Origin of the sequence: Roseimaritima multifibrata, assembly GCF_007741495.1 — a bacterium.
Taxonomy (GTDB): domain Bacteria; phylum Planctomycetota; class Planctomycetia; order Pirellulales; family Pirellulaceae; genus Roseimaritima; species Roseimaritima multifibrata.
Map to the genome: position 1 here is coordinate 2246277 of NZ_CP036262.1, position 23655 is coordinate 2269931.

Here is a 23655-nt window from a genome sequence, read left to right on the forward strand (position 1 = left end):
ACGCATCCAGGCTTTTATATTATTCGCCTGTAAGCCGAACGCCAGTAAACTTTCTCAGATTCCTTCCTTGGAGGGACTGACACAAGCAATCCTCCCCGATTATACCACGTATAGCAGTCGCGAAGGAGCAAAGAAGTAGCGAAACTTTCTGTCTTGCACTGTGTTACTATAGGTTGGGAATGACCCATCTTTTTACTTTACCTGCGTTAGGAGCCAACCCACGGTGAATCGACGTATCCAAACGAGCCGTATGTCCCGGAAAAGCCGACCTTCTGGTTTTACCTTACTAGAATTGTTGTTGGTTTTGGCGATTTTGGTCGTCTTGGGCGGCTTTGTGCTGACCAACTTCATCGGTGTTGGCGAAAATGCGAACGCCGATGCCACGACCGTCCAGCTGAATTCGCTGAAAAGCAACATTCAGATGTACAAAATCAACACGAAATCGTGGCCAGAATCGCTTGAGCAACTTCGCGACGGACCAACCGATCCCGCTCAGAAAGCACGCTTTCAGCCGATCCTGAGTGAAATTCCTGCCGATGCGTGGGGAAAAGAGATCAATTACACGCTAAATGGCAACACTTTCGAACTTCGCTCCGGCGGAATCGATGGGCAAATGAATTCCGATGACGATTTGATCGTCAAAGGCCCTTAGTTTTTCCTGAATCAGAGCGTGCTTTTTAAGCATCACGCGATCCTTAGGATGGATTTGACGGTTCTTGAAAATCGTTTGTTCCCAAGTCCCAGCAGGTTTTGTCCCCCCCCTTCAATTGATGATGAATGAGCCGCCAAACGAATGTCCGCTGCACGCCCCACGCTGAACGGCTCCGCAAAATGCGCTGCCTGGGGAAGTGCCATCGGCGTCGTGCGGGGCTAACATTGCTGGAGGTCCTGCTGACGCTGGCGATCATGACGGTTCTGGCTGCGTTTGCGCTGCCTCGATTGGACGGAATGCTGGGGGGGCGGCGGTTGGTTCGCGGGGCCGAAGTGGTGCGGGTTCAAATGATGCGCGCCCGCCTGCAAGCGATGCGGACCGGTCGAACGCACATGATGCAGTGCCCGGTGAACGGGACTGCAATCACCACGTACGCCATTCAAAATTTGAATGATCTAACCGAAGCGGCCGATCAATTGGGATCGGGGACCGCACTTTTGCAAGGTGGTCAGCCGATGGCCGCGTCGATGCAATCGGGACCCGAAACCGGCCAGGAAACCCAATCGGTCGAACTGCCCGAAGATATCAAAATCTCGGAAGTCCGCGTCCAAGCGACGACCCGAGCCCTCCTGATTGAAAATCAAACGCAAAGCATGGCTCCGGCCAACGTCGAAGAAGGGCAACCCAGCCAACCCATTCTGTTTTACCCTGATGGCACCACCTCCAATGCGGCGGTGATTGTGACTCAAGCGACCGAGGGAACCGAAGGGGGAGCGAGAATCGTTGTCGTCCTCCGTGGGCTCACCGGCGATGCGACCGTGGGAGACCCGATCCAGTGACAGTTCGCAACCGAATCCTACAGTGGCGTCGCCCCTTGGGGCAGCCTCGCGTCCGATCTTTGCCGGGTAGTCGTGAGCGGCGCCAAGGGTTCTCGCTGTTAGAGATTCTGTTAGCTCTTGCCATTTTGGGTGGATCGTTAGCGATCCTTTCGTCGATCGCGATCACGGGAGCGGATGCCGCCAGCGAAGCGACCGATCTGGCGGTCGCGCGGATGCTTTGCGAAACCAAAATGAACGAGCAACTGCTAAACAGCGAAGTTGCTCCGGTGCCGGTTTCCATGATTCCTGTTCCAGCGGATGGCCTGCCCGATTCGGGGGGACTGGCACGTTTCCTCTATTCGGTCGAGGTCCTTCCCGCCACGATGCAAGGCTTGCTGACGATTCGAGTCACCGTGGCGAGTGAAGAACTGGGTTTCAATGAACAGCCTCGGATCCAGTACTCGCTGATCCGTTGGATCGTCGACCCCGCCTTGGGATTGGAACAGTTGGAACGGGATGCCGAAGCCGAAGCCGAACTGGAAGCGGAGATGGCTGCGGAAGCAAGTGCCGATTCCGGTAGCGGAGACGCACCCTAATGATTTTTCGTAACGCTACTAGCAGCCAGCCAAAATGCCGCGTCAATCGCTTGAATAAGCGGCTTGCTGGGAGAAGTAAGTTTCCAGGTAAACGCCCCGCGTTCACTTTGCTGGAAATGATCCTGACCCTTTCTTTGGCCGTGATCCTGACGGCATTGGTCGGAGGGGCACTTTCGTTTTACGGCAACAATATGGAGACTCGCGATCAAGAGGTGCGCCGAGTCCAATTGGCGACCGCGATCATGAAGATGATCGGCGACGATTTAAAAGCGACTCTTATCATCGAAGAATTCGATGCTTCCGCGCTGGCGTCTGCTTTGGCGTCGACGGGGATGGATGCCGCTTCAGGCGGCGGCGAAGGGGAAGCCGAATCGACGGAATCGGGGTCTGCACTACTTGATATCGATGAAGATTCCATGGGGACCGGTGAGGAGGTGTCGGACGATTTGGCCACCGAAGCGGTCATGCTCCAGCGTCCCGGTTTGATGGGCAATCAATATCAAATCATGTTCGACATCAGCCGGACGCCGCGGTTGGAAGATTTTCAGCAGGTGGCGCAGGACGTCAGCGAGGGGCTGATGGATATTCCCAGCGACTTGAAAACGGTCACCTACTATGTCCAGCAGGAAGGAACGACCGGAGTTCAGGATCCGTTGACTCAAATTTCCGAGGGACTGTCCATTGGAAGTCCCAACAGTGGCGGATTGGTTCGTCGCGCGGTCGATCGGTTGGTGACTCGGTATGCGATGGATTCGGGGAATGTGACAGGTTTGAACATGACCGGAGACCTCTTGGCACCCGAAGTTTTGCAGATTCAATTTGCATACTGGGACGGTTTCATGTGGCAGATCGAATGGAATAGTGACGAAATGGGAGAATTGCCGATGGCGGTTCAAGTCCGTTTGACACTCGGGAAACGCGGTGTGGATTCGACGGTTGTCGATCCGACCAGTAGTGATCAGGTAAGGGTTTTCCAGCAGATCGTTCGACTCCCGATGGGACGGTTGGTCGAAGAGGATGAATTCGAGGACGATGGCATGTCGGGAGTAGGGCTATGATCGATCGCCGCCTATCAATGGCTCGTCGTCGACCATCCCCGCGTCATTCGCCGCGACGTAGCGGGATGTTTCTGATCTTAGTCCTGATCGTCATTGTGATTGCCACGATGGCGGTCTATTCGTTCACCGACTTGATGTTGGCCTACGACGAATCGGTGCAGATCACCGCCAGCGGAACTCAGTGCGACTTGGCGGTCGATTCCGCGATCGAGATGTCGCGGTTGCTTCTCGCTCAGCCTCGAATGACCCGCGAAGAAATGGGAGGCGTTCTGAACAACGCCCAGTATTTTCGGGGAATCAATGTCGCTCCAGGTACGTTGGCAGTGGATCGTGTTAACTTCGCGATTGTCGCTCCCAATATGGACGAAATGGGCCAGTTTTCTGGAATTCGATTTGGGCTTCAAAATGAATCGGCTCGTCTGAATGTTAATGCCCTCGTGACGCTGGAGGCTAGTTCCGATGCCTTGATGCCGGTGCTGGATGTCGCGGAGGAAACCGACTCCGAATTTGAATCTGAAAACTTGGCCGTATCGCTTCTTCTATCGCTACCGGGAATGACGGTCGATACCGCCGAAGCGATTCTTGACTGGTTGGACGACGACATTGAACCGCGAGACAGCGGAGCCGAGTCGGAGTACTACATCACATTGCCAACCCCTTACGAGCCCAAGAATGGGCCGATCGATTCGATCGAAGAATTGTTGTTGGTCCGTGGCGTGACCCCGCAACTACTGTTCGGCGTCGATGCAAATCGCAATGGATTGGTCGACCCGTCGGAACAGGCGATGTTGGTCGGGGACGCCGGGAGCGCCGCCGCGTTGGGGTGGTCCGCTTTCTTGACCGTCCATAGTGTCGAAGGGAACTACCGCGACGATGGAACGACTCGGATTGATCTGAACCAAGATGACCTTGAACTGCTTTATGAAGAGCTTAGTGAAGGGCTGGGGAACGATGACTGGGCTTCGTTCATTGCCGCTTATCGGGTGAGTGGCCAGCCGGCTGCTACGATCGCGTCGGCTGCACTTGGTGCAGGGGAAGAAGAACAAAACACGGCTGCCGACTCTGCCGATACGACGCCCTGGACCGCGGGAGCGATGGACGACGTTGATTTGTCGGGCGGAGGCGGAACCGAGGTGACGCAGGTTTTAGATTTGATCGGGGCCACGGTGACCGTAGGAGACGTGACCTATGCTTCGCCCTTTGTGAACGATCCTTTTGCGATGGCACTATATATGCCCGCCCTGATGGAAAGTTTAACCACGCAGGCGGTGGAACGATTGCCGGGGCGAATTAATTTGAATGAGTGTCCTGCCGAATTGTTGCGAGGGATTCCGCTGGTCGATGAAGAGACGATCGAAGCGATTATCGAAGCCCGCGGCGATTCCTCTGAAAGCGAAAACCGGCGTTTTGAGACTTGGCCGATGGTTGAGGGATTGGTCACCATCGACCAAATGCGATTGCTGATGCCGCTGTTGACCGGAGGCGGGGACGCTTATCGGGCGCAAATCATTGGCTATTACGAACAAGGGAATCTGTTCAGTCGCGTCGAGGTGATCATCGATTCGACGACCATCAATCCGGATGTCGTCTTGTACCGAGACCTCAGCCATCTCGGTCGCGGATTTGACGTTGCCGTCTTGGGGATTCAAGCAATCGATATGACGCAGTAGTCTTTGCACTTGCTTGATTTCCACGACTGCGTACCGACGGTTCTCTTCGATGACCACCAATCCTCTTGATCATTTGCCAACCTGTTCTCTTGAAATGTTGCGTCATCGATCCGCACTGCTCAAACAGGTTCGGCAATTCTTCGACCGCCGCGGCTTCATCGAAGTTCAAACTCCCTGCCTGTCGGCCGATACCGTCGTCGACGTCCACCTTGATCCGTTGGTTGTGCCGACGGAATCCCTGCAGTTGGGAGGACACGATCTACCGACGAAGTTGTTTTTGCAGACCTCCCCAGAGTTCGCGATGAAGCGTTTGGTCGCTGCAGGAGCGGAGGCGATCTATCAGTTGGCTCCCGTATTTCGAAGTGGCGAGCGAGGCGATTTTCATAACCCCGAATTTACGATGCTGGAATGGTATCGGGTCGGAGACACCGCGAAGGTCGCTGTCGATTTATTGGACGAACTGTCGCAAGAGGTTCTAAACGCATTGCCTGCAACTCGGTCGACGTATCGTGAACTGTTTCAGCGTCTGCTTGGCATCGACCCCATCGATGGACCGTTGGAGCGATTGCGTGCACTGGCCGTCGCCGCTGCTCCCGGGTTGGAGGAAGCATTCGCAGACGATCGAGACGGGATCTTAGACGTGTTGTTTAGTTTGGTCATCCAGCCAAAGATGCCCATCGACCGACCTCAAATCGTGACGCACTACCCGCTCACGCAAGGAGCACTCGCGCAGCAGTCGAAAGACGATCCGCAAACCGCAGAACGGTTCGAGTGGTTTGCCAGCGGGATCGAGCTGGGGAATGGGTATGGGGAATTGTTGGACCCGACCATTTTGGCAGACCGCGTCGCCAGTAATAACAAGGCACGATTGAGTAGTGGTAAAGCAGCTCTCCCGTCAGAAAGTCGCTTGCTGGAAGCGATGCGAAGAGGTTTGCCACCATGTGCTGGAGTCGCTGTGGGGCTGGACCGTCTGCTAATGGTGCAGCAGAAAGTAAAGCGAATTGAAGACGTGATTCCGTTTCCAATTGAGCGAGCATGAAAGAGGTCCTGTCCACTTCTTGGCGTATTGCCGGGATGCCGGGTGAGAAACAAGTTCTGTGTCTAGAGGTAATTTCATCGAAACATCGGCAAACCCCTATGGGCCATTGAGGATGACGCTGACACATGCATCAAGTCTCCACACGTGGGACGCCCACAAAATCTCCGTCGAATGCCGTACCGCTGCCAGCACTCTCTGGATGGAGACTGCGATAGCTGATCCTATTGCGTAACGATCAATCGTTTCTGGATGGAGTAACCTGACGCATCCATTCGCGTAGTCGACGCTATTAGCGGGCAAATTTGCGCATGTTTTTTTGCCCGCTAATGACGCTAATCTACGCGAATAACGGTGCTCGAGATGCGCGGTTGACTTCGGTGGTGCATAGCTTCGATCGCCGAGTCTGTAGCGTAACGATTGGTTGTTTCAGGGAGGGTACCTGGCGCATCCATTGGCGTTATTAGCGGGCAAAATTGCGCATGGTTTTTTGCCCGCTAATGACGCTAATCTGCGCGAATAACGGAGCTCGTGACGGGCGGTCGACTTCCTTGGGGTTTGTCTGTGATAGGCCCAGGATGTCAGGCAATGATTGATGGTTTTGGGGTGGGAGAAGCTGGCGCATCCATTCGCGAACCTGGCGCATCCATTCGCGTAATTGGCGTTATTAGCGGGCAAAATTGCGCATGGTCTTTTGCCCGCTAATGACGCTAATCTACGCGAATGATAGAACTCGAGATGCGCGGTCGCCTTGCTTGGGTTTTGTTTGTGATAGCCCAAGGATGTTAGGCAATGATTGATGGTTTGGGATGGGCGAGGTTGCCGCATCCCTTCGCGAAATTGGTGGGCAAGGTCGTGCACCTTGTTTTGCTTGCACGTGGCGATGCTGGTGATTTCCGACGAGCGTCAGATTGTGATCTGTTCTTGCTGTGGCTAGGCGAGATGTGCAGCTGAATATTGAAGAGTTTGTTTTGCAATCTTTGTTTCGGCACCAATTCACTGGATGGTTTCTGCCCGATGCGAATTGCCTTCGTCGTGACGATCCGCTACTCAAACCGTCCGCAAGGCGCCAGGGTTGGTGGGCTTGGCCGTCTGCCGCTACGCAAACCATTGCGTCGTGGTGTCGGGGCCGCGTTTTAACGCGGCCCCGCTCTTCGGCTTCCTCGCGAGAGGACTTTGGCTGCAACCAAACAGTCGAACGTGTGAAAAATCTGATCGCCTTTGTTGCCCGTGATCCCAATGACGACCGACTGTAATCCCTCCACCGCTCCACGCGGCGGAGTCCAAGTCAAGACTCCATCGTTGGTGACACGCATCTCCGCGGGGCCTTCGACCAGTTTGAATGTAAGGGAGTCACTGTTTGTTTTACATTGGATCTCGTAAGTCAACTTCTCATTCTTGAACGCAAGCAATGGGGGCAGCGATTCGACGAAGAGATAGTCTTCACCCGTTTCCTGGAGTCGAGCTTCGAAATCGTATTTCCGAACATAGATCCGTTTTTTGTCGTAGCCCGTGTACGCGATCAGTTTTGCCCATGGGACGTAGTGGACTTTGGTCTGCCCATACTCTAGATCTCGGACAATTTTATTGGCATCGGCGGAGCGCCCGCCGTTTTGGGGCGAGAGTTCATTCAGGTCAAGATTGCTATGAACAATTCGAAGGTCCGATGCCGTGCAGACATCGAGGCTAGTGAATCGTTCATTACCCGCGCGCGTCTTGAACCGAACGGAGATGAAGTAGCGAGGATCGACTGTGGGGAATAATCGAGAGTCCTTCAGCCATTGCGGTGAGACATCTTGCAGCACCATGTTGTAGATCTGCCCACGTGGCAAAAAGAATAGTCTCCCATCGGCACTCGGAGCCGCCCATCGAATGGCGTTGGACGTGCTTCCGAATTGTCCTTGGACAAACACGTCCTCTTCAAGGAAAAGCAAATCGTAGGAAACCGGCCCTAGCCCCGTCATGATGCTTCCGAATACCTTTCCATTTGCAGACGCATCCATTTGACGTCCGAACCGTTCTCCGCCTGCGAATAGCTGCTTTCCATCAATTCGGAAGGGTTTCAATTGAGTGGTGTCCACGAAGTAGGCTTCTTCGCCATCGAAAAGCAGAATAGGGCCTTCGGCGTTGACGCCAATCACCGCTTGTTTCGGCGCATTCCTTGTGGTCAATCGGATTGTTTTTTCGATTTTGAAAGAATCCAGGCTGTAGCGGTGGATCAGCATCTGGCTTGGCAGCACCACGAATAAGTTTTTCGAGCCCGCGCACATCAGGGCGTCCGAATCGATGTTTTGAATTTCGTGAATGATGTTGCCGGCCAAGAGATCAAAAACAATGATCCGTTGCTGTTTTCCCATTTTGAAGATCATGTACTGGTCGCCGCGGCCCATTACATAATCGTCGTACGGCGTTTCGAGTTCATAGACGACTTGATTTTCCTTAAACGTTGCCTCGCCGGTCGGTAGTTCGTAGTCGGGATCGCTTCCTGAGATCCCCTCTTCGGTTTCGCTGGCATCTTCGGCGTCATTCGTGCTGCCTGGCACGCCGATAAATTGGATCTCACCCTTGTTTCTAGCAATGATTCCGGCTGTCCCAATCAGCTTGGCTTCGTACGTCAGCGTGTCGGCGAGTTTTTTAGGCTTTCCAATTTCGATTTTGTTAAACGAATCGATCTCAAGTTTTATCTCGGATCCGCCAAGAAAGATCGTTGGGTTTGAAAATTCCAAATCGCCAAGCGTGACGGATTTGCCGTCGTAGCGAGTGAGACGCCACTTCTGAGCAGGCGTCCTTTCAATCGATTTCATGTCCGTCAGATATTGAATGGAGTCCCCAAAACGGATTCTCTGTTCGTTCATCTCACCGCTGACGAGTCCCGATTCAAAGTTAACTTTTACAGGCAGTCGCAAACGAGTCTTCGGACGCTGGACCGGAGACGCACGCAGGGAATAAATTCCTTGATCATTTGGTTCACCAGCGGACGTTTCTGAAACCTCGCCAAGGTTGTTTCGCAGAGTCAGTTCAAATCGATACTTTTCCGAGGCCGGTCCGAACGAGACGACACGAAAATTGAAATCGATCGGTACGTGGCGGAAGGGAAAACGAATCGTCGGTTTTGTAAACGCTAGTCCGGGTTTGTTTAAGAACGATTTGACGTTTGAAACCGGAATCGCAAAATTGACATCGGTGCCGACAATCTTTTCAACAACGACGCCGACTACTTGGCCGTTGTCATTGACCACCGGCCCACCAGAATTCCCCTGATTGACCACCGCATCCATCTGGATCGATTCGAGTGAGTCGGCACGTCGGCGGAGCGAGGTGATCCGGCCAACGTTGATACTCACATTTGGGTATTTCTTGTTGTTCAGTGCCAGCGAGGTGCCGAACGGATACCCGAAAACGGTAATGCTCTGGGTTTCAAAAAGGTCCGCGTCGATCCCCAATTCCAACGCGGGCAAATTGTCAGGGACTTGGTCGGATCGCAATAACGCCAAATCCTTTTTCGGATCGATTCGAACCACGTCCGCATGCACCGTGGTTTCCGATTTTGTCCCGGGAAATAAAATCAAAGGGATTTGCTCGGTCTCGCCGCGAACGACGTGTTCATTGGTAATGAAAAAGCCATTCTTGCTGATGCAAAACGCTGTTCCAAAACCGTCTCCAGAGGGCCGTTCAACCAAAACGGTTGCGGCTTTCGCAAGCTCAACTTGCTCGCGTGCGACTTGCGCAAAACCAACCGTCGGATACTCCAGGCACAATCCAACGCTAAGGAAGCCGCAGAGCAGAATCGACCGCTTTAGAAGAAAGGAAAGCAGTGGTTGTGCTGAGTGCGGAGACGTTTGAGCGGGACGATAGGTCATAGTGGATGCCGACGTGGAATTTTCCTGGGGGTAAGCTGCAAACATCGACTAGCGAACGTCCTTGGCAATGCCGTCCGTCCGCTTGCCCAAGTGCTTTCGCATCGTTCAGCGCTCCCAGCAAGTGAACGTTCGCTTTCTGAGAGGTCACCAATCGTTTTTCCTGCCGAGGCAATCTAGCAGGAGAACGTTCTTTTTCAAATCGTCTCCGGTTCGACATGAAGTCGCGTCGCTACGGTTTGGCGGGACTGGTCCCCGTGTATTCCTGCATCCGGCTAACGTAGCCTTGATGACTGAATTTGCAGGCCCGCATTGCTTCGGCGTAGGGGGCAAATCCTTCGCCGATCCAGTCGGTGATATTGAATACCTTTAAGGATGCGTACGAGCTGTTTTTTAAGAGGTCATTCCAACACGCCTGGGCGACTTTCTTTTCGCCTCTGCGATACAGAATCCAAGCTGCCATGGCTCGGACATGGTGCGAACTGTCGTTCAGCAGGCCTTTGAAGACTTGCAGATCAAGAGGCGTTGCGTCGGGAAGGTTGAAGCAACCGACGACTCCCCAGTATCGTAATCCCACATCTTTGTCCTTCATTTCCTCATAGAAGGTCGGCAGGTTTTTGGGGTCTTGCGTCAGGGCGAGGGCCGAGGCTTTTTGAAGTGCAGGCAGATCGTAAAGGGCCGGGTCGCGGACAAGTTCATAAATCGTCTTTCCTGCCTGTTCGGCTCGCAGTGCGACTTCGCTTTCAGGTAGCAGTGCCGAATCGAAATTCTCTTGCTGCCATTGGTCCATCGCGTTCCGCAGACGGTTGGCTTCTTCGGCGAACTGCGGTGCATCGATCAGGTTGTTTATGTTGTCTGGATCGACCGAGGTGTCGTACAGTTCTTCCATCGGTTTGGTGCCAAAGAAACGTCCCGTGATGGCATTTGTTTTGCCTTCAAGGTATTGCTCTTCCCAGGCTTGCGTGGCACGCATGTTCCATAGGTAATTGAGGTGCTGTCCCCAAGGGGCGTAGGGCATGTAGTTGCGAATGTACAGGAAGCGTCTGTCGCGGATCGCACGAACATTGTCACAGCGTTCGTCCATACGCCCACGGAAACTGACGTGGTAGTCTCGGGATTCTTTCTCGTCACCCAAGAAAAGGTTGCCCTGCATATAGGCTGGTGGTTCGACGCCACACAGTTTCAGCCAAGTTTTGGGCATGTCGATAAAGCTGACTAGGTCATCGACTTTGGTCCCTGGTTCTGCACGGCGAAGGTGTTTGTATTTTTCGGGGATCCGGATCACCAAGGGGCAGTGCGTGCCACTGTTAAAGAGGAAGCGTTTGCTTCGTGGAAGGACTCCGCCGTGGTCGGAGTTATAAACGACGATTGTGTTTTCGGCTAAACCCGCTTTTTCCAGGTCGGCCAAAGCCTTGCCGATGTCGGCATCCATTTTGCGGATTTGGTCATGGTAGTGAGCGTAGTTTTTGCGGATCTCGGGGATGTCGGGATGGTATTTCGCCAGTTGGACGCGATCGGGGCTATGCGACGTATTGTCGGTATTGCCAAACGCTTTTGATTCGTGGGATTTGGTGGTATTGATGACCATGAAAAACGGCTGCTTCTGCTGCAGCTTGGACCAATCCGTTTTGCTGGTATCCCACGCGCTTTTGTCCTCACGGCCTCCGATGTTGTAGTCCGTTTTGCGGTCGTTCCCGACGAAGTATCCCGCCTTCTTTAGGTGGTCTGGGTAATATTGGATCTGATCATGAGGGATCAGGTAGCGGCTCCGCATCGGGTGCGTTCCCATCGACAACGCGTGGACCCCCGTAATCCATGTGCTCCGTGAGGGGGCACAGACCGGGGCGTTGGCGTAGCAGTGCATGTATTGAACGCCCTCTTTCGCCAACGCGTCGATGTTTGGCGTTTCAGCATACGGATTTCCGTAGCAGCCGATCCAATTGACGTTGTTGTCTTCGCTGGTCAACCAGAGGATGTTGGGGCGATCTGCATTCACATTGGCCAGGCCAACAAGGAATGCCGCGAGAAAGACGAATGTCTTGATCATCGATTTTGAGGGGCTGAGGGAAAAGTGGAAGGGGCTGATCGGAGTAGGAGAAACTGTCTACTATAATCCTTTTCCGCTGTAATATGGGAAACCCTGTTTGCGGGTTCCTCTCATTGCCAACTTTCACACTCGATATCATTCTGCTTATGTTCGATTTAGTTTTGGGGACTTCCAATGCAAAGAAATTGCTGGAATTGCAGCAAATATTGCCATCCGAAGCGATTCGACTGACCTCGTTGGCCGAGCTTGACAACGCGATGGATGTCGAGGAAACGGGAACGACCTTTCTTGAAAATGCAACGCTGAAGGCGGCTGAACAAGCGATTCATTTGAAGCGATGGGTATTGGCGGAGGACAGTGGATTGTCGGTCGAAGCCCTGCAAGGAGCTCCGGGCGTTTATTCGGCTCGGTTTTCCGACCCCGGCGCAACGGACGAACGAAACAATGATCTGCTGCTAGAAAAACTGGAAGGTGTGCCCGCGGGGCGCCGCCGAGCCTTCTATAGTTGTCAGATATGTTTGTCGGATCCTGAAGGGAACATTCGTTTAGCTGCCGACGGGCGATGTTATGGCGTGATCGGTGAAACGCGTTGTGGTTCTCAGGGATTTGGGTACGATCCGCTGTTCATTGTTCCTGAATTTCATCAAACGTTTGGGGAATTGGGACCGATGGTCAAGCAGGCCATCAGTCATCGCGCCCGGGCCCTCCGAAAGTTCATTCCCCAGTTAATGTCTCTTATCGAGTGTGAAGCAAATCATGGATAACACGGAGAAGGATTTCCAGCATGAGCCCGCGCTCGATGTGATCGCGGTGGGGGCTCATCCCGACGATGTGGAAATGGCTTGTGGAGGCACGTTGGCTAAGCTTGCCAAACAAGGCTACCGCGTCGGGATTGTGGATCTGACGGATGGAGAACCGACGCCCAATTCCACGGGGCCGGATCAACGGCTAACCGAAGCTGGAGACGCTGCAGACAAATTGGGAATTCAGAAGCGGATCAACCTCTGTTTGCCAAACCGCCGTTTGATGGACGGACTGGAATCGCGGATTGCGCTCGCTCGTGAATTCCGACGGTTTCGACCGCGATTGGTTCTTGGCTTTGGCGAAAAAACGCCGATGGCATCCCCCGATCATTGGCAGGCGATGCAGATTACCGACGCAGCCATTTTTTACAGTCGGTTGAGTAAGTGGGATGACTATTTCGAGGATTTACCGACACATTCTGTCAGCCGGCATCTCTATTTCCGGATGCCTTCGGATCCAGAGCAATTGGCTGGTAATGGTTCACAATTGACGGTCGATATTTCGGAGACGCTTGAGCAAAAGCTTGCCGCGATCCACTGCTACCATTCCCAGTTCGCCCATAAGCCTCAAACCGAAACACAAATTCGAGCCGCGGCAACGGTTGCCGGGCACGCCGCGGGCGTGATGGCTGGCGAAGTTTTTGCGGCGGCTCGCCCGATCGCCGTCGATGATTTAGTACGGACAGTCCTTTGGAGCTAAACGAAACCACCGCCAATTCCGGTGATGCATCGGATCCTCGACGCCCCCTGACGACGTTGTCGCTGACTTGTTTGGTTGTCGCCAACATGATTGGTGTCGGGGTCTATACCAGCAGCGGATACGCCCTGGCTAGTTTGCAGGATCCTGGACGAGTCGTTTGGGTCTGGGGGATCGCTGGCCTGATCGCGATCGCTGGTGCGTTCAGTTATTCCGGTTTGGCTAAGCAGGTCTCGGAATCGGGCGGCGAATATTTATTTCTTGCGCGCGGTGTCCATCCGCTGGCAGGATTCATGGCTGGTTGGATTTCGTTGGTTGCCGGTTTTTCAGGGGCCGTCGGATTGTCGGCACTCGCGTTCGCGGATCACTTGCCAGCCTTGGATCCCAGCTACCGGTTACCGATCGCGATTGGGCTTGTCCTCATCGTCAGTCTGCTGAACTGGATCGGGATAGGCCCTACGGCGAAGATCCAAAATGGAATGGTGCTGGTTAAATTGGCGATCCTGGTCGCGTTCGGATTTCTAGGGATCGCCACCTTGTTGCAACCTTCCGAGAGCATGGATGCGGGGGCGAATCTTTCAGCCATTCCCGTACCATGGGAGTGGGGCGCGGTTGCCAGCACTTTGATGTGGGTTTCATTCAGTTACGCAGGATACAACGCCGCGATCTATATCGCCGGTGCGGCAAGGAATTGCCAGGCGAGTGTGCCGAGAGCCATGGTTTGGGGGACGCTAGGGGTGACGTTGTTATACGTTCTCTTAAACGCCGTTTTCGTGTTTGTGATCCCTCCGCAGGCATTTACCGATGACAACCGAGGCCAGGTCGCACTGTTGGCTGCATCGTATGTCGGCGGACCATGGTTAGTCGAAATCATTCGGTTGACGATTCTGGTTTCACTGGCAACTTCGGTCATCGCAATGACTCAAATCGGACCGCATGTCTACGGACAGATGGCTCGTGATGGCCTGTTGCCCAAGTGGTTGGAAACCGCCCAGGCGACGCCTCGCAGTGGGATTGTCCTGCAAGGCGTCATCGTCATTTTTCTAATCGTGAACAGTTCGTTCTTAGGCCTGCTGGACTATCTAGCTTTTCTGTTATCGATAAGCAGTGCAGCGACAGTGGCTTGTTTATTTCTACCGGCTTTTCGGGGAACGCGAGGAAACCGGCCCGTGGTCCTGTGGCCCGTGCTGCCCGCATTTTTTGTCATCGTGACATTAGCAATCGCCGGTTACGCCTTCCATTTTCGCTGGACAACCGATTCCGCCGGCGTTTTAAAAGCGCTGATCGTGCTGCCGCTAGGGCTGGTCGTCTATGGTTTGGTAAAACTGACGAGGTCGCCAGTGTCGCCTATCGCTCCGCCAAAGTAGCGCCAAGCTGGGGATGAAGCGCTAGCGATTGTCCCCTTTCGCGGAGAACGTGAACAGAACAAGTGACGAAAATCTGGCTCCCCTCGCCCTCAAGCAAGCTCCGCCAATTCAGACGAAAAGGCCGAGACCACGGAATGAGCTAGCTAAGATTTCTTCCGCAACAAAGAGCTTACTTAGGAGCGAGGGGAGCCAGACTTTCGCCAGTTACAAACTTCACGGTCCCCGCCAAAGGCGACATTAATGCCGCGACGCTCATTCCTCTTGCTGGTCGTCTTCCTTGAGGATTCCGGCGGCGCCTTCTAGTTCGGTTTGCATTCGGTCGTAATCTTGCAAAGTGGTTTCGACTAGGCTTTTTAGTTTTTCTAGATCCTTGCCGTTTCGGGTCGCTTCCATGGTTAATGGACGCATCCACTCTTGCATCAGATGAAATTGCCCACGAATCAAATTCAGCATGACTCGAGGCATTTTGTGCTGCACGATCACGTTTTGTTCGGGGGGATTGGATGCTTGTTGGGTGCTGATCTGCTCTAGTTGCTTGGATGTTTTTTGTAACGCCTCGGTCAGTTGCTGACCTGCGGCAGAAAAACTTTGACGGAGGTTTTCGACGCGTTCGTCCATCCGAACTTCGGCCGAATCGCCTCCGGATGCCACTGCTCGGGCGATGACTTGCCGGATCGATTCCAGCCCATCTCGCATCGAACCTAATTGACGCATCAGTTGGCCGGCTTGGTCATCGGAATCCAGGCCTGCCATTTTGATGCTTTCGACAAAGGCATACTTGATCGATTCCCAGCGTTCCTTTTCGGCTGCTGTCAGTAAGCCGTTTAGTTCTTTGAATTTCAGGACGTTTGATTCGTTGTCCGTTGTTAGTGTCTGTGCGTCTTGTTCGTAGTTGGAGATGATCAAGGACTGCAGTTCGGCATCGTTCATCACCGACACGACCCGTTCGGCCATCCGGTTCATATTGCGGTAGCTGCCCTGTAGCTTGAACGCGGGTTCCGTGCGGTATGCGTCTGCTTGAGCGGCGGATCGAATGTACTGACGGTTTACTTTCAACACGCAGTCGCGAACAACCAGCAGTTTTTTCAAGACCTCAAACATCTCACGTACGGCATCCGCTGAGAAGTTGCTTTCCAGTTGCAGGTCATCCATGTTCCCGCGTTCGGCAGCGTGGATGAGGGCTCTGGCATCGGCTGGCGAAGCGGCTGCCAGCGGGGCCAGGACGGTGTTGCTGGTCAAACAGTTTTCCAGATAACTGATCTCGAAGGCTTCTCTTGATTCGCCGATGATTTCGCCCAGGTTGTAGACATCCGCTCGGTTGGAAAGCATGTCGGGAATCTGGAATCTGTCGCCGCTTTCGGTGTAGGGGTTGCCAGCCATCACCACGGCGACTCGGCGACCGCGAAGATCGTAGGTCCGTGTTTCGCCGTTACGCACCCCTTCGATCTTGCGAGTTGCATCACAGAGCGAAATGAATTTCTGCAGGAATTCAGGGTTGGTATGCTGGATGTCGTCCAGGTACAGCAGGACGTTGTCACCCATTTCCAAGGCAAGGTTAAGGCGTTCGACTTCTTCACGAGCCGCCGCATTGGGCGCCTCGGCGGGGTCCAGTGAAGTTACGCTGTGTCCAATCGCCGGACCATTGATCTTCATGAAGACCAACCCGAGACGGTTGGCGATGTATTCCATCAAAGTCGTTTTACCGTATCCAGGCGGGCTGATTAGCAACAGCATTCCCATCCGGTCGGTTCGTTTGTTCTCACCCGACGTGCCCATCTGTTTGGCAAAGTTGTCACCAATCAGAGGAAGGTAGACCTCGTCAAGCAATTGATTGCGGACAAAACTTGTTAGCACGCGAGGACGAAATTCTTCCAGTCGCATCGCGGTCCTGGCGTCGTCCACTAGCTGATGCTTGGTTTCCTGCAATTGTCGGTAACGAGGGAGTGTATTGTTTTGATAGTCGCCGATTCTCGCTTGGATTTCGTGGTACTGCAGCGGCAAAAGTCCCGCTTGAATCCGCGGGTGAGCGCCGGCCATGCCCTCTAAGTCGACACCAACCTCTACCGACAATGGGGTGGTTTCTAGGTCATTGCGATAAGCCAACAGGATGGCCAGTTCATCGCGATAGGCGTCTGGTTGGTCATTGCCCAAAGCCGGCCGGTTGCTTTTTAGAAAAGCATCTGCCCAATTCCTTGCCAACACAAATATCTGTAGCGGTTGCCCTGCGTTGGCTTGAAGTGAGTCTTCCAACCAGCGTTTTCGGTCTGCCGCAGGAAGAGACGCATCGAAATTCGCCCGCATTTTCTCGGCTTGGCCGCTGATCGTAAAGGAAGAGGCCTGGCTGATTAAATGTTCAAACAGATAGTTGGCAATCGCGGTGGGGGTGACCGTTGGGAACAGACTTTTCAGGCATAGTTTGTCTTCGCCGTCCGCGCTTTCGGATGCTTCGTTGTAGAGCTTGGATAGGGTTGCTCTGAATTCGACGGATGGTTCCGCATTAGGAAAGGCGCTCGCCAAATTTGCAAAACCATGGATCCAGGCGATCAGTTTTTTCTGAGTTCTCTTGTCGGCGGCTAAGATTCTTGTCCACCACAGCATGGCTGCGGCGCGTACGGTTGGCGAGTGACGCAGAAGGCCAATCCGCTGGTCGATTTTGACCAGGGCATCGAGGATTTTAAACGCGTCCGCGTCATGGACTCCTTTGGCATACCCCTCGGCAAACCGTCCGCGGATTTGCAGCCGCAACCAATCCATGTCGACTTTGGGACGCATGCTGGGAATCTGCTTGCGCCATTGCTCAAACAGGTCGACTGCAAGAAATTCCGCGCGATAGACGTTGGGGTTTTCGTTTGCCAATTCCTGTGTCCACAGGTCTTTGGCATTCAGCAGGTCTTCGTGCTGAAGGGGTTCGAAGAACTGAGTCCCGGTCAGGTGCAAAGCCAACTCGCCCTCTCGGAGGACCGTCGTCAAATCAAGAGGCTGAGTGTTGACGGCGAAGCGATGCCGTCCTAGTCGGATCGTGTCACCGCCGTCTTCGTAAAGGTCTTGTCGGTCCTTCAGTTGCCGGATAGCATCTTCGCGAATCGTTTTTAGTCGGCTTTGAATGTCACCGACTCGGACCGCGTCTTCCAATTCTTGCAGCTGTGCGACGATGCCTCGTACTTTGTCGACCATTAGGTCGGCGGCAAAGTAGGAGAGGATTTGGTCGGCGGAGTCCATCCCACGGGCTCGTGATTCGATCCCTGTAAGGATTCGAGTCGCTGCCGCCGCTAATGATTCGGCTCGGCGGTTTCGTTTTTCGACTAACTGAATTTTGCGGGTTTCAAACGCGTTATACAATTCCTCGCGTCGTTCGGTTAGCTGCGAAATGAATTCATCGAATTCGGCGAACCGACCTTCCAGTTCCTCCAACTGGACCATTACCTTGGTGAGGTAGTTGTCACATTTTTCGGGAGTGTCGCAGATGTCCAGATAACCGGCGACCGTTTGCTCAAGCAGTTTCAGTTGCGACGCGAATTCGGCTCGGCCCTCATCGCCAGCCAATTCGTTGATGCGGGCTTTCAGTTGGTGGCGAACGCGATTGACCGAGGCGAAGACTTCACTGATTTGATCGATGATCTGCGTGCGTTTTGTCGTGTCCTCGATCTGCAAATTACTGACTGTTTCGGTTAGCAGTTCCAATTGCTTTGACGATTCGTCGATATGTTCATCGATCGTTTTGGCTTCGGCAACCGTTGCGACGCTAGCGACTTCCGTTTCGGTTTTTGCGATCCGAACGCGGTAGGGTTCCAAGGCCGATTCTTGCAGGAGGAATTCAATGCAGCGTCGGCTGACGCGTTCGCTCAATTCTGCGATTTCAGTTTCAAAACCAGCGATTCGATCTGGATCGACATAACGCAATTCTTGCAACGCGAGCGCTTGGCCGCGTTGTTTACGCAGTTCCGACAGCGCCGTAACAAATGCATCGATCGATTCGAATCGAGACCGCTCAATCGATTTGACAAGCTCCGTAATCGCTTTCTCGACGGCGGAGGTCCGTTCTTCGGTATCACGGCGGACGCGTACGACTCGCTCAAATTCTTCGACCGCTGCGTTTGCAGTGTCGCGAATCTGTTTTAGCGGCTGATTCAGATGCTGCGTTTCGTCTTTGTCCAGCCAGAAATAGCTGTCCAGAATGTCGCCTGCCTTCTTCGCTAGATCGACATACAGTCCGTCGTAGTTGTCATCTTTGTCGATCAACTGCAGGACTTCGCTGCACTCCGCCATCCCGCGGACGAGGTCTTTGTTTCCGATTTTGAACAGCAGCGAATCGGTATCGCTCTCAGGGACAAAATTCGGACCTGTGAAAGGGGTTTGCCACAGTTGAATCGCGTGATGTTTTTGAGGTTCCGCTTGAGCGCGAAAGCAGACCATCAGGCCATTTTCGAAAAACGTTTGACCATTGCAGACCAGCGGCGTGTCGACCTGTTGCCGAATCACGTTGTACCGCAATTGAATGTAGGTTCCCTCGTCTCGATTGTAGAACAGGTACAAATAGTCTTCGCCGTTCGTGGCGGCCAACGTCTGCTCATAGAGCATTTCGGTGAGACCATGTTCAAACCGTTTGTAGTCGCCGGTTTGTAGATAGTAACCGCCTGAGAAAATGATCCCATGATCGTCGGGAAGCATGATGCAGGCATACTGGATATCGTCCAGTCGCATCGCCTTTTGGATCTTGGCGTTGTATAGCAGATGGCGAGGTTCCCGTTCCTGATAGGGAAGCATTTTCAGTAGGATCAGGTTTCCCAGACTGGCCCAGTGGACTTCGCCATCATCGAGCGTCTGGTCGGGATTTTCGACCGGTTCTTCGTAGATCCCTCGACCGGATTCGGTGTTGTCTTCGACCTTAATCGTAAGGTCCCCGCCAACCATTTCGACAAACACGCGATCTTCGATAGCGATATGGGGATGCACCCCGTAGCGATGTTGATCGCGAGTGACTCGTTTCCACTGGAACGCATGCTGAGGCGGGTAGACGACCTCATGATCACTGCGGTTGTCGATGTATTCGAAATGGTCGCCAGCCAACCGCCACTTGAAGGTCTTGATATCCGAGGCGGATTTGCCGACTCGGAACACCATGTACACAAATGGCCCGGCGGCAAAAAACTTGATAAAGGTGGTCTGTTTGTAGAACTTGTAAAGTTCTTTGAAATCGCGTGCGAAACGCTCATCCGAAATCATGTCGGAGAGCGGGCAAGCGTGGAAGGTATTGTCTTCCAGACGGAAAACACCAAACACATCCGTAAGGTTCGTTTCGGTCTTTAGGCCGAACTGGACGTTGTACCCAAACAGAAAGCAATTGCCGATCGCGATTAAATCACGAGGAACGCAGTTGTGATCGGTCGTGATTCGTTCGGTGGAGAGCAGTTGCGTTTCGATGGTCCCGAATGTCGCCGCACGTGCGGCGTTCAGGTCGTTCAACTTGGATCTCAGCAGTTGCGCTGATTCCCTAAGTCGGTTTCGAAGCACCTCGTAGGTACCGGTGGCCATCGATTGGTCAACCGTCACGTTAGTCTCCACCTGTCAAAGCTGCTGTTAGTGAAACATGTTGCTGGAGGACGTGCGCTCAAAAAGTTGCGAGAGACTGACTTAAGTGCTTCGCCCTCCTTTTACAGAGGGGCGACCCTACGCGACGAGGGACCGTGGCGACCGCTTACAGGCGGTCGCCTTTTCCTCGCTGCGACTGGATTCTCCCAGGGGGAAGAGTCCAGACTCTTAAATCCTCGCGACATGTCAAACCATTGACTTGTCATTCGCACGGCCGTCCGCCGCATCGCTACTAATCGGACTAGTTCGAACCGTTCGGTTTCGGACGGGTCGTTTTCGTCGGCAGTTTCTTGGCGGGTGACGAAACGTTACCGGTGATCGTGCCGACCGATTTGTTGGTAATGTTTGCGGTTCCTGCCATTCCCAGTAGCGACGTCAGTTGGCTGCGGACATCGTCGGTGTTTGCCATCCCCATCAGTTTTGCGATCAGGGCGGCAACCGAAAGGTCTTTGACGTCTCCTGTGTCCAGATTGAACTGGGACGTCAGATTCATCAGTTGGTCACGGAAGTAGTCAGGATTGCCGTTGAAGAACGTATCCTTCACATCCGTCGCTACGCGGCTGTTGTAGACAAAGCGATCGATCGCTTTGCCACCTTTGACCGCCGAGGTGATCTGGTCGAAGAATTCGCCGTCTCCGCCAACGATATCGATGCGAGCCGCTTTGAGGGCTTCGCCGACGACACCGGCTTGGCTTTCGGCAATTCCACGTTGAGCGTCGATGGCAGCGATTTCGACATCTTTTTCCTTTTCGATTCGGATCTTGAATTCTTCGTGATCCTTGCCGACACCGTCCAGCATTTTCATCGCTTCGGCTTTTTCGGTGATACCGGTCGCTTCGCTGTGGTATTTCTCCAAGGAGACCTTGGCTTCGGCCAGTCCCTGTTTCTCCAATGCTTCGGCTTTGGCTTCGATGCCCTTTGCTTCGGCGACGGCTTTCTTTTCCAGGACGGTCGCTTCGGCCAGACCTTCTAGTTGCAACGCGCTTGCTTTGGCTTCTTGGACCTGAGCTTCTGCCAGTCCGGTTGCAGCGGAGGTCGCGGCAGTACCTTCGGCAGTCATTTTTGCCGCTGCGGTATCCTTTTCTGCGGCATCGCGACGAGCTTCGGCTTCGACACGAACTTTCTCGGCCAGCAAGTCGGCCGATTCGCGTTCGGCTTGGGCCGCTTTGACCTGTTTGATCAGGGCTTCTTCCGCGTTCATTTCTGCGGCCGTGACCTGAACCTTTTTCAGACGATCGGCTTTCGCGATTTCTTCGGTATCTTTGATCCGTTCCTGTTCTTCGACAACGGCGCGTTCGACGGCGACGCGTTCGCGGATCACTTCTTGGATGTTCCGTTTTTCAACTTCGATCGCCTTCTCTTTTTCGATATCGGCGACACCGACCAAACGCATCCGTTCGGTCATTTCCAAATCACGGTCACGGGTGACACGTTCCTGCTCGACCGCATCGGTTCGTTCTTTGTTTCGCTGGGCGACCAGGATCTGTCGCAGTTTGTTTTCTTCAGCGACCCCCAGTTCTTCTTCGGTTCGAATCCGAGCCGAAATCGCTTCCAGGCGTTGTTCTTCTTCGACCTTCGATGCAGACGCGTGTTCGCGGGCCCTGATTTCAGCAATTTCGCGAGTCTGTTTCTCGACCGCTTCAACGCGTTGTCGTTCCAGTTCCAGGATGGTTTCTTCTGCTTCGACGTCTTGTTTCTTAAGGGTCTTTTCTTTGTCACGAGTGAATTGGTTTTCTTTAACCTTTTCACCCGAGGTCAGTTCGGTGATCTTTTTGATCCCTTCCGCGTCCAGGATGTTGTTGGGATTCAACAATTCCAGCGGTGTTTGTTCGAGGAAGTCGATCGCGGCGTCATCAAGGCGGTAACCGTTTAGGTCGGTACCGATCACCTTGAGGATCTCTCCTTTGAACTCTTCACGTTTTTCGTACAGGTCGATGAAATCGAACTGCTTGCCAACGGTTTTAAGGGCTTCGCTGAATTTCGAATCAAACAGTTCTCGCAGCGTTTCCAACTGGCTGCAGCGTTTCGCACCAATCGACTGGGCGACTTCTTTGATCTCTTCCGGACTTTTGTCGACTCGAATGAAGAATGCCACGCGGATGTCGGCGCGGATATTGTCACGGCAGATCAGACCTTCGGAACCTTCGCGAGCGATTTCAAAACTCTTTAGCGTCAGGTCCATGTGTTCCATGCGTTGCAGCAGTGGGATCACAAAGATACCGGCGGCGGTACACGTTTTTAGACCTCCCGATCCACTTCGGATGACCGCTTCGTCAGGACCGACTTTGATGTAATACTTGCTGGTGATGATCGCCGCGAATAGAGCGATGAAGATCATCACGCCAATCACGGTAATGCCAGTCCAAGCCAAGCTGGAGACGGCTAGAACGATGGGGAAAGTCATGGAAGTACCTCAGGGTCAACTTTGGTGACGATGTAAATGCGTTTGACGGGGTCGAAGCCAATGATCCGTGCTTGTTCGCCTTTGGAGAGGATGGCTCCATCGGTTCGAATGTTCAGCAGTAGTGGGGAGGCATCCGTTTTGTAACGCCCCTGTCCAAAGGATGAATCCGCACGAAACGTGCAGACCGTACAGTCCCGACCCATTAAATGGGCCGCATCGAACTGCGGTTCGGGCGCAAAAACTTTCGCCATCGGTCCCGTCATTATTTTTGTTAGACCTACGGCTATCACAATGTTCCTTATCGTTAGCAATAAGCTAATCCAAAGAGTTGGTTGATAACGGAAATTGTCAGATTGGGACCACAGAATCCATGTGACCGTCCAATACAGCAGGGTAAAGGTCCCTGCCCACATGATGATGGGAACGCGACCGAGGTTCAGCCAACGCAGGGTCAGCATCCCGACTCCGCCAAAAATATCAGAGGCTCCGTGCCCCACGTCGATATTCGATTCGAAGTCGACATCAAAGTCAGCGTCGGGAGATTCCGGTAGATCGATTCCGGCATCGGGGGCGTCTAAGTCCAGCCCCAAGTCGGCATCGGGGCTGTCCATGTCCAGGTCGACCGCCCCCAGGATCGAGAGCAGTAAATAGCAAATCAGTAGCCCCATCAGGACGGATGCAGGCCACATCGGTCCGACGAACATGGAATCGAGAAAAGTTTCGATGGCATTCCACACGGTTGGAAAACCCTTAACAGAGGAGTGATGAGCGAATGGACGCTAGTCTAGCCCGTCCGGTTTGAGGCATGTCGCGCCTCCAAGCTTTCCAAAGCAAGAAATTACGGAGCCGCCGCAGGCCGAAACCCTACCCGTGAAGGCAGGAAGCCAAGAAAAGTAGGGCGCTCAAAGCGGTCGGAAAACCGAAGAATCGCGAGGTTTGCGAGAGCGTCAGATGGTGGGGAGTGTCGTTTGACCAGAGTCTGGCGAGCGTCGCGACCGTCGCCAGACGGTGGTTTCTGAGCATTCTTCACGCTCTGGCCAGCCGTATAGCTTGCGGGCAGA

14 protein-coding genes are annotated in these 23655 nt (G+C 53.6%); 9 read left to right on the plus strand and 5 right to left on the minus strand.

The window, feature by feature from the left end; translation table 11 throughout:
• Positions 1-223: 223 nt before the first annotated feature.
• The 6 genes from FF011L_RS08185 to epmA all read left to right on the plus strand — a co-directional run bounded on the left by FF011L_RS08185 (position 224) and on the right by epmA (position 5833).
• The gene (locus tag FF011L_RS08185) at positions 224-652 is read left to right on the plus strand and encodes a type II secretion system protein GspG (RefSeq protein ID WP_246109810.1); all 429 of its coding nucleotides are present in this window, start codon (positions 224-226) and stop codon (positions 650-652) included.
• Positions 653-777: 125 nt separating this feature from the next.
• The gene (locus tag FF011L_RS08190) at positions 778-1491 is read left to right on the plus strand and encodes a pilus assembly FimT family protein (protein WP_145351145.1); all 714 of its coding nucleotides are present in this window, start codon (positions 778-780) and stop codon (positions 1489-1491) included.
• Positions 1488-2066, plus strand: a complete 579-nt coding sequence (locus tag FF011L_RS08195; RefSeq protein ID WP_246109811.1) for a prepilin-type N-terminal cleavage/methylation domain-containing protein — start codon at positions 1488-1490, stop codon at positions 2064-2066. Before FF011L_RS08190 ends, FF011L_RS08195 begins: the two co-directional genes overlap by 4 nt.
• Positions 2066-3124 carry a hypothetical protein gene (locus FF011L_RS08200; protein ID WP_145351146.1) on the plus strand — a complete coding sequence of 353 codons (1059 nt, stop codon included), beginning with the start codon at positions 2066-2068 and terminating at the stop codon, positions 3122-3124. Before FF011L_RS08195 ends, FF011L_RS08200 begins: the two co-directional genes overlap by 1 nt.
• Positions 3121-4794, plus strand: a complete 1674-nt coding sequence (locus FF011L_RS08205) for a type II secretion system protein GspK (RefSeq protein WP_218933082.1) — start codon at positions 3121-3123, stop codon at positions 4792-4794. Before FF011L_RS08200 ends, FF011L_RS08205 begins: the two co-directional genes overlap by 4 nt.
• Positions 4795-4843: 49 nt before the next feature.
• Complete coding sequence (gene epmA, locus FF011L_RS08210; protein WP_145351148.1) at positions 4844-5833, plus strand: EF-P lysine aminoacylase EpmA; 990 nt, start codon at positions 4844-4846, stop codon at positions 5831-5833.
• A 1133-nt stretch (positions 5834-6966) separates the two neighbouring features.
• On the opposite strand, the gene FF011L_RS08215 is transcribed toward epmA, so the two are convergent.
• Both FF011L_RS08215 and FF011L_RS08220 read right to left on the minus strand, forming a co-directional pair.
• Positions 6967-9690: a S1C family serine protease gene (locus FF011L_RS08215; protein ID WP_218933083.1), complete on the minus strand. Its 2724-nt coding sequence runs from the start codon at positions 9688-9690 to the stop codon at positions 6967-6969.
• 229 nt (positions 9691-9919) lie between these two features.
• Positions 9920-11734 carry a sulfatase-like hydrolase/transferase gene (locus tag FF011L_RS08220; RefSeq protein ID WP_145351150.1) on the minus strand — a complete coding sequence of 605 codons (1815 nt, stop codon included), beginning with the start codon at positions 11732-11734 and terminating at the stop codon, positions 9920-9922.
• Positions 11735-11880: 146 nt separating this feature from the next.
• On the opposite strand from FF011L_RS08220, the gene rdgB reads away from it, so the two are divergent.
• From rdgB to FF011L_RS08235, 3 genes are read left to right on the plus strand one after another with little or no spacing between them, the layout of a single operon-like run.
• A complete protein-coding gene (gene rdgB / locus FF011L_RS08225) occupies positions 11881-12498 on the plus strand; it encodes an RdgB/HAM1 family non-canonical purine NTP pyrophosphatase (RefSeq protein ID WP_145351151.1) in 618 nt (205 codons plus the stop codon).
• A complete protein-coding gene (locus tag FF011L_RS08230; RefSeq protein WP_145351152.1) occupies positions 12491-13237 on the plus strand; it encodes a PIG-L family deacetylase in 747 nt (248 codons plus the stop codon). The genes rdgB and FF011L_RS08230 overlap by 8 nt, the downstream gene beginning before the upstream one ends.
• The gene (locus FF011L_RS08235; protein WP_145351153.1) at positions 13228-14601 is read left to right on the plus strand and encodes an APC family permease; all 1374 of its coding nucleotides are present in this window, start codon (positions 13228-13230) and stop codon (positions 14599-14601) included. Before FF011L_RS08230 ends, FF011L_RS08235 begins: the two co-directional genes overlap by 10 nt.
• Before the next feature lie 252 nt (positions 14602-14853).
• Here FF011L_RS08235 and FF011L_RS08240 read toward each other — a convergent pair whose 3' ends face one another.
• From FF011L_RS08240 to FF011L_RS08250, 3 genes are all read right to left on the minus strand, one after another.
• Positions 14854-20064 carry a DNA repair ATPase gene (locus tag FF011L_RS08240; protein ID WP_246109812.1) on the minus strand — a complete coding sequence of 1737 codons (5211 nt, stop codon included), beginning with the start codon at positions 20062-20064 and terminating at the stop codon, positions 14854-14856.
• A gap of 367 nt (positions 20065-20431) precedes the next feature.
• Positions 20432-22528, minus strand: coding sequence for a flotillin family protein (locus FF011L_RS08245; protein WP_391560931.1), 2097 nt, complete (start codon positions 22526-22528; stop codon positions 20432-20434).
• Between the two features lie 62 nt (positions 22529-22590).
• On the minus strand, positions 22591-23331 hold the full coding sequence (locus tag FF011L_RS08250) for an OB-fold-containig protein (protein ID WP_145351154.1): 741 nt from the start codon (positions 23329-23331) through the stop codon (positions 22591-22593).
• Positions 23332-23655: the final 324 nt, after the last annotated feature.

What these genes read in the sequence shown, in the direction of transcription:
- FF011L_RS08190 (WP_145351145.1), top strand. Translation starts at nt 778, where the DNA reads ATGAGCCGCCAAACGAATGTCCGCTGCACGCCCCACGCTGAACGGCTC.
- FF011L_RS08200 (WP_145351146.1), top strand. Translation starts at nt 2,066, where the DNA reads ATGATTTTTCGTAACGCTACTAGCAGCCAGCCAAAATGCCGCGTCAAT.
- FF011L_RS08205 (WP_218933082.1), top strand. Translation starts at nt 3,121, where the DNA reads ATGATCGATCGCCGCCTATCAATGGCTCGTCGTCGACCATCCCCGCGT.
- epmA (WP_145351148.1), top strand. Translation starts at nt 4,844, where the DNA reads ATGACCACCAATCCTCTTGATCATTTGCCAACCTGTTCTCTTGAAATG.
- FF011L_RS08215 (WP_218933083.1), bottom strand. Translation starts at nt 9,690, where the DNA reads ATGACCTATCGTCCCGCTCAAACGTCTCCGCACTCAGCACAACCACTG.
- FF011L_RS08220 (WP_145351150.1), bottom strand. Translation starts at nt 11,734, where the DNA reads ATGATCAAGACATTCGTCTTTCTCGCGGCATTCCTTGTTGGCCTGGCC.
- rdgB (WP_145351151.1), top strand. Translation starts at nt 11,881, where the DNA reads ATGTTCGATTTAGTTTTGGGGACTTCCAATGCAAAGAAATTGCTGGAA.
- FF011L_RS08230 (WP_145351152.1), top strand. Translation starts at nt 12,491, where the DNA reads ATGGATAACACGGAGAAGGATTTCCAGCATGAGCCCGCGCTCGATGTG.
- FF011L_RS08245 (WP_391560931.1), bottom strand. Translation starts at nt 22,528, where the DNA reads ATGATCTTCATCGCTCTATTCGCGGCGATCATCACCAGCAAGTATTAC.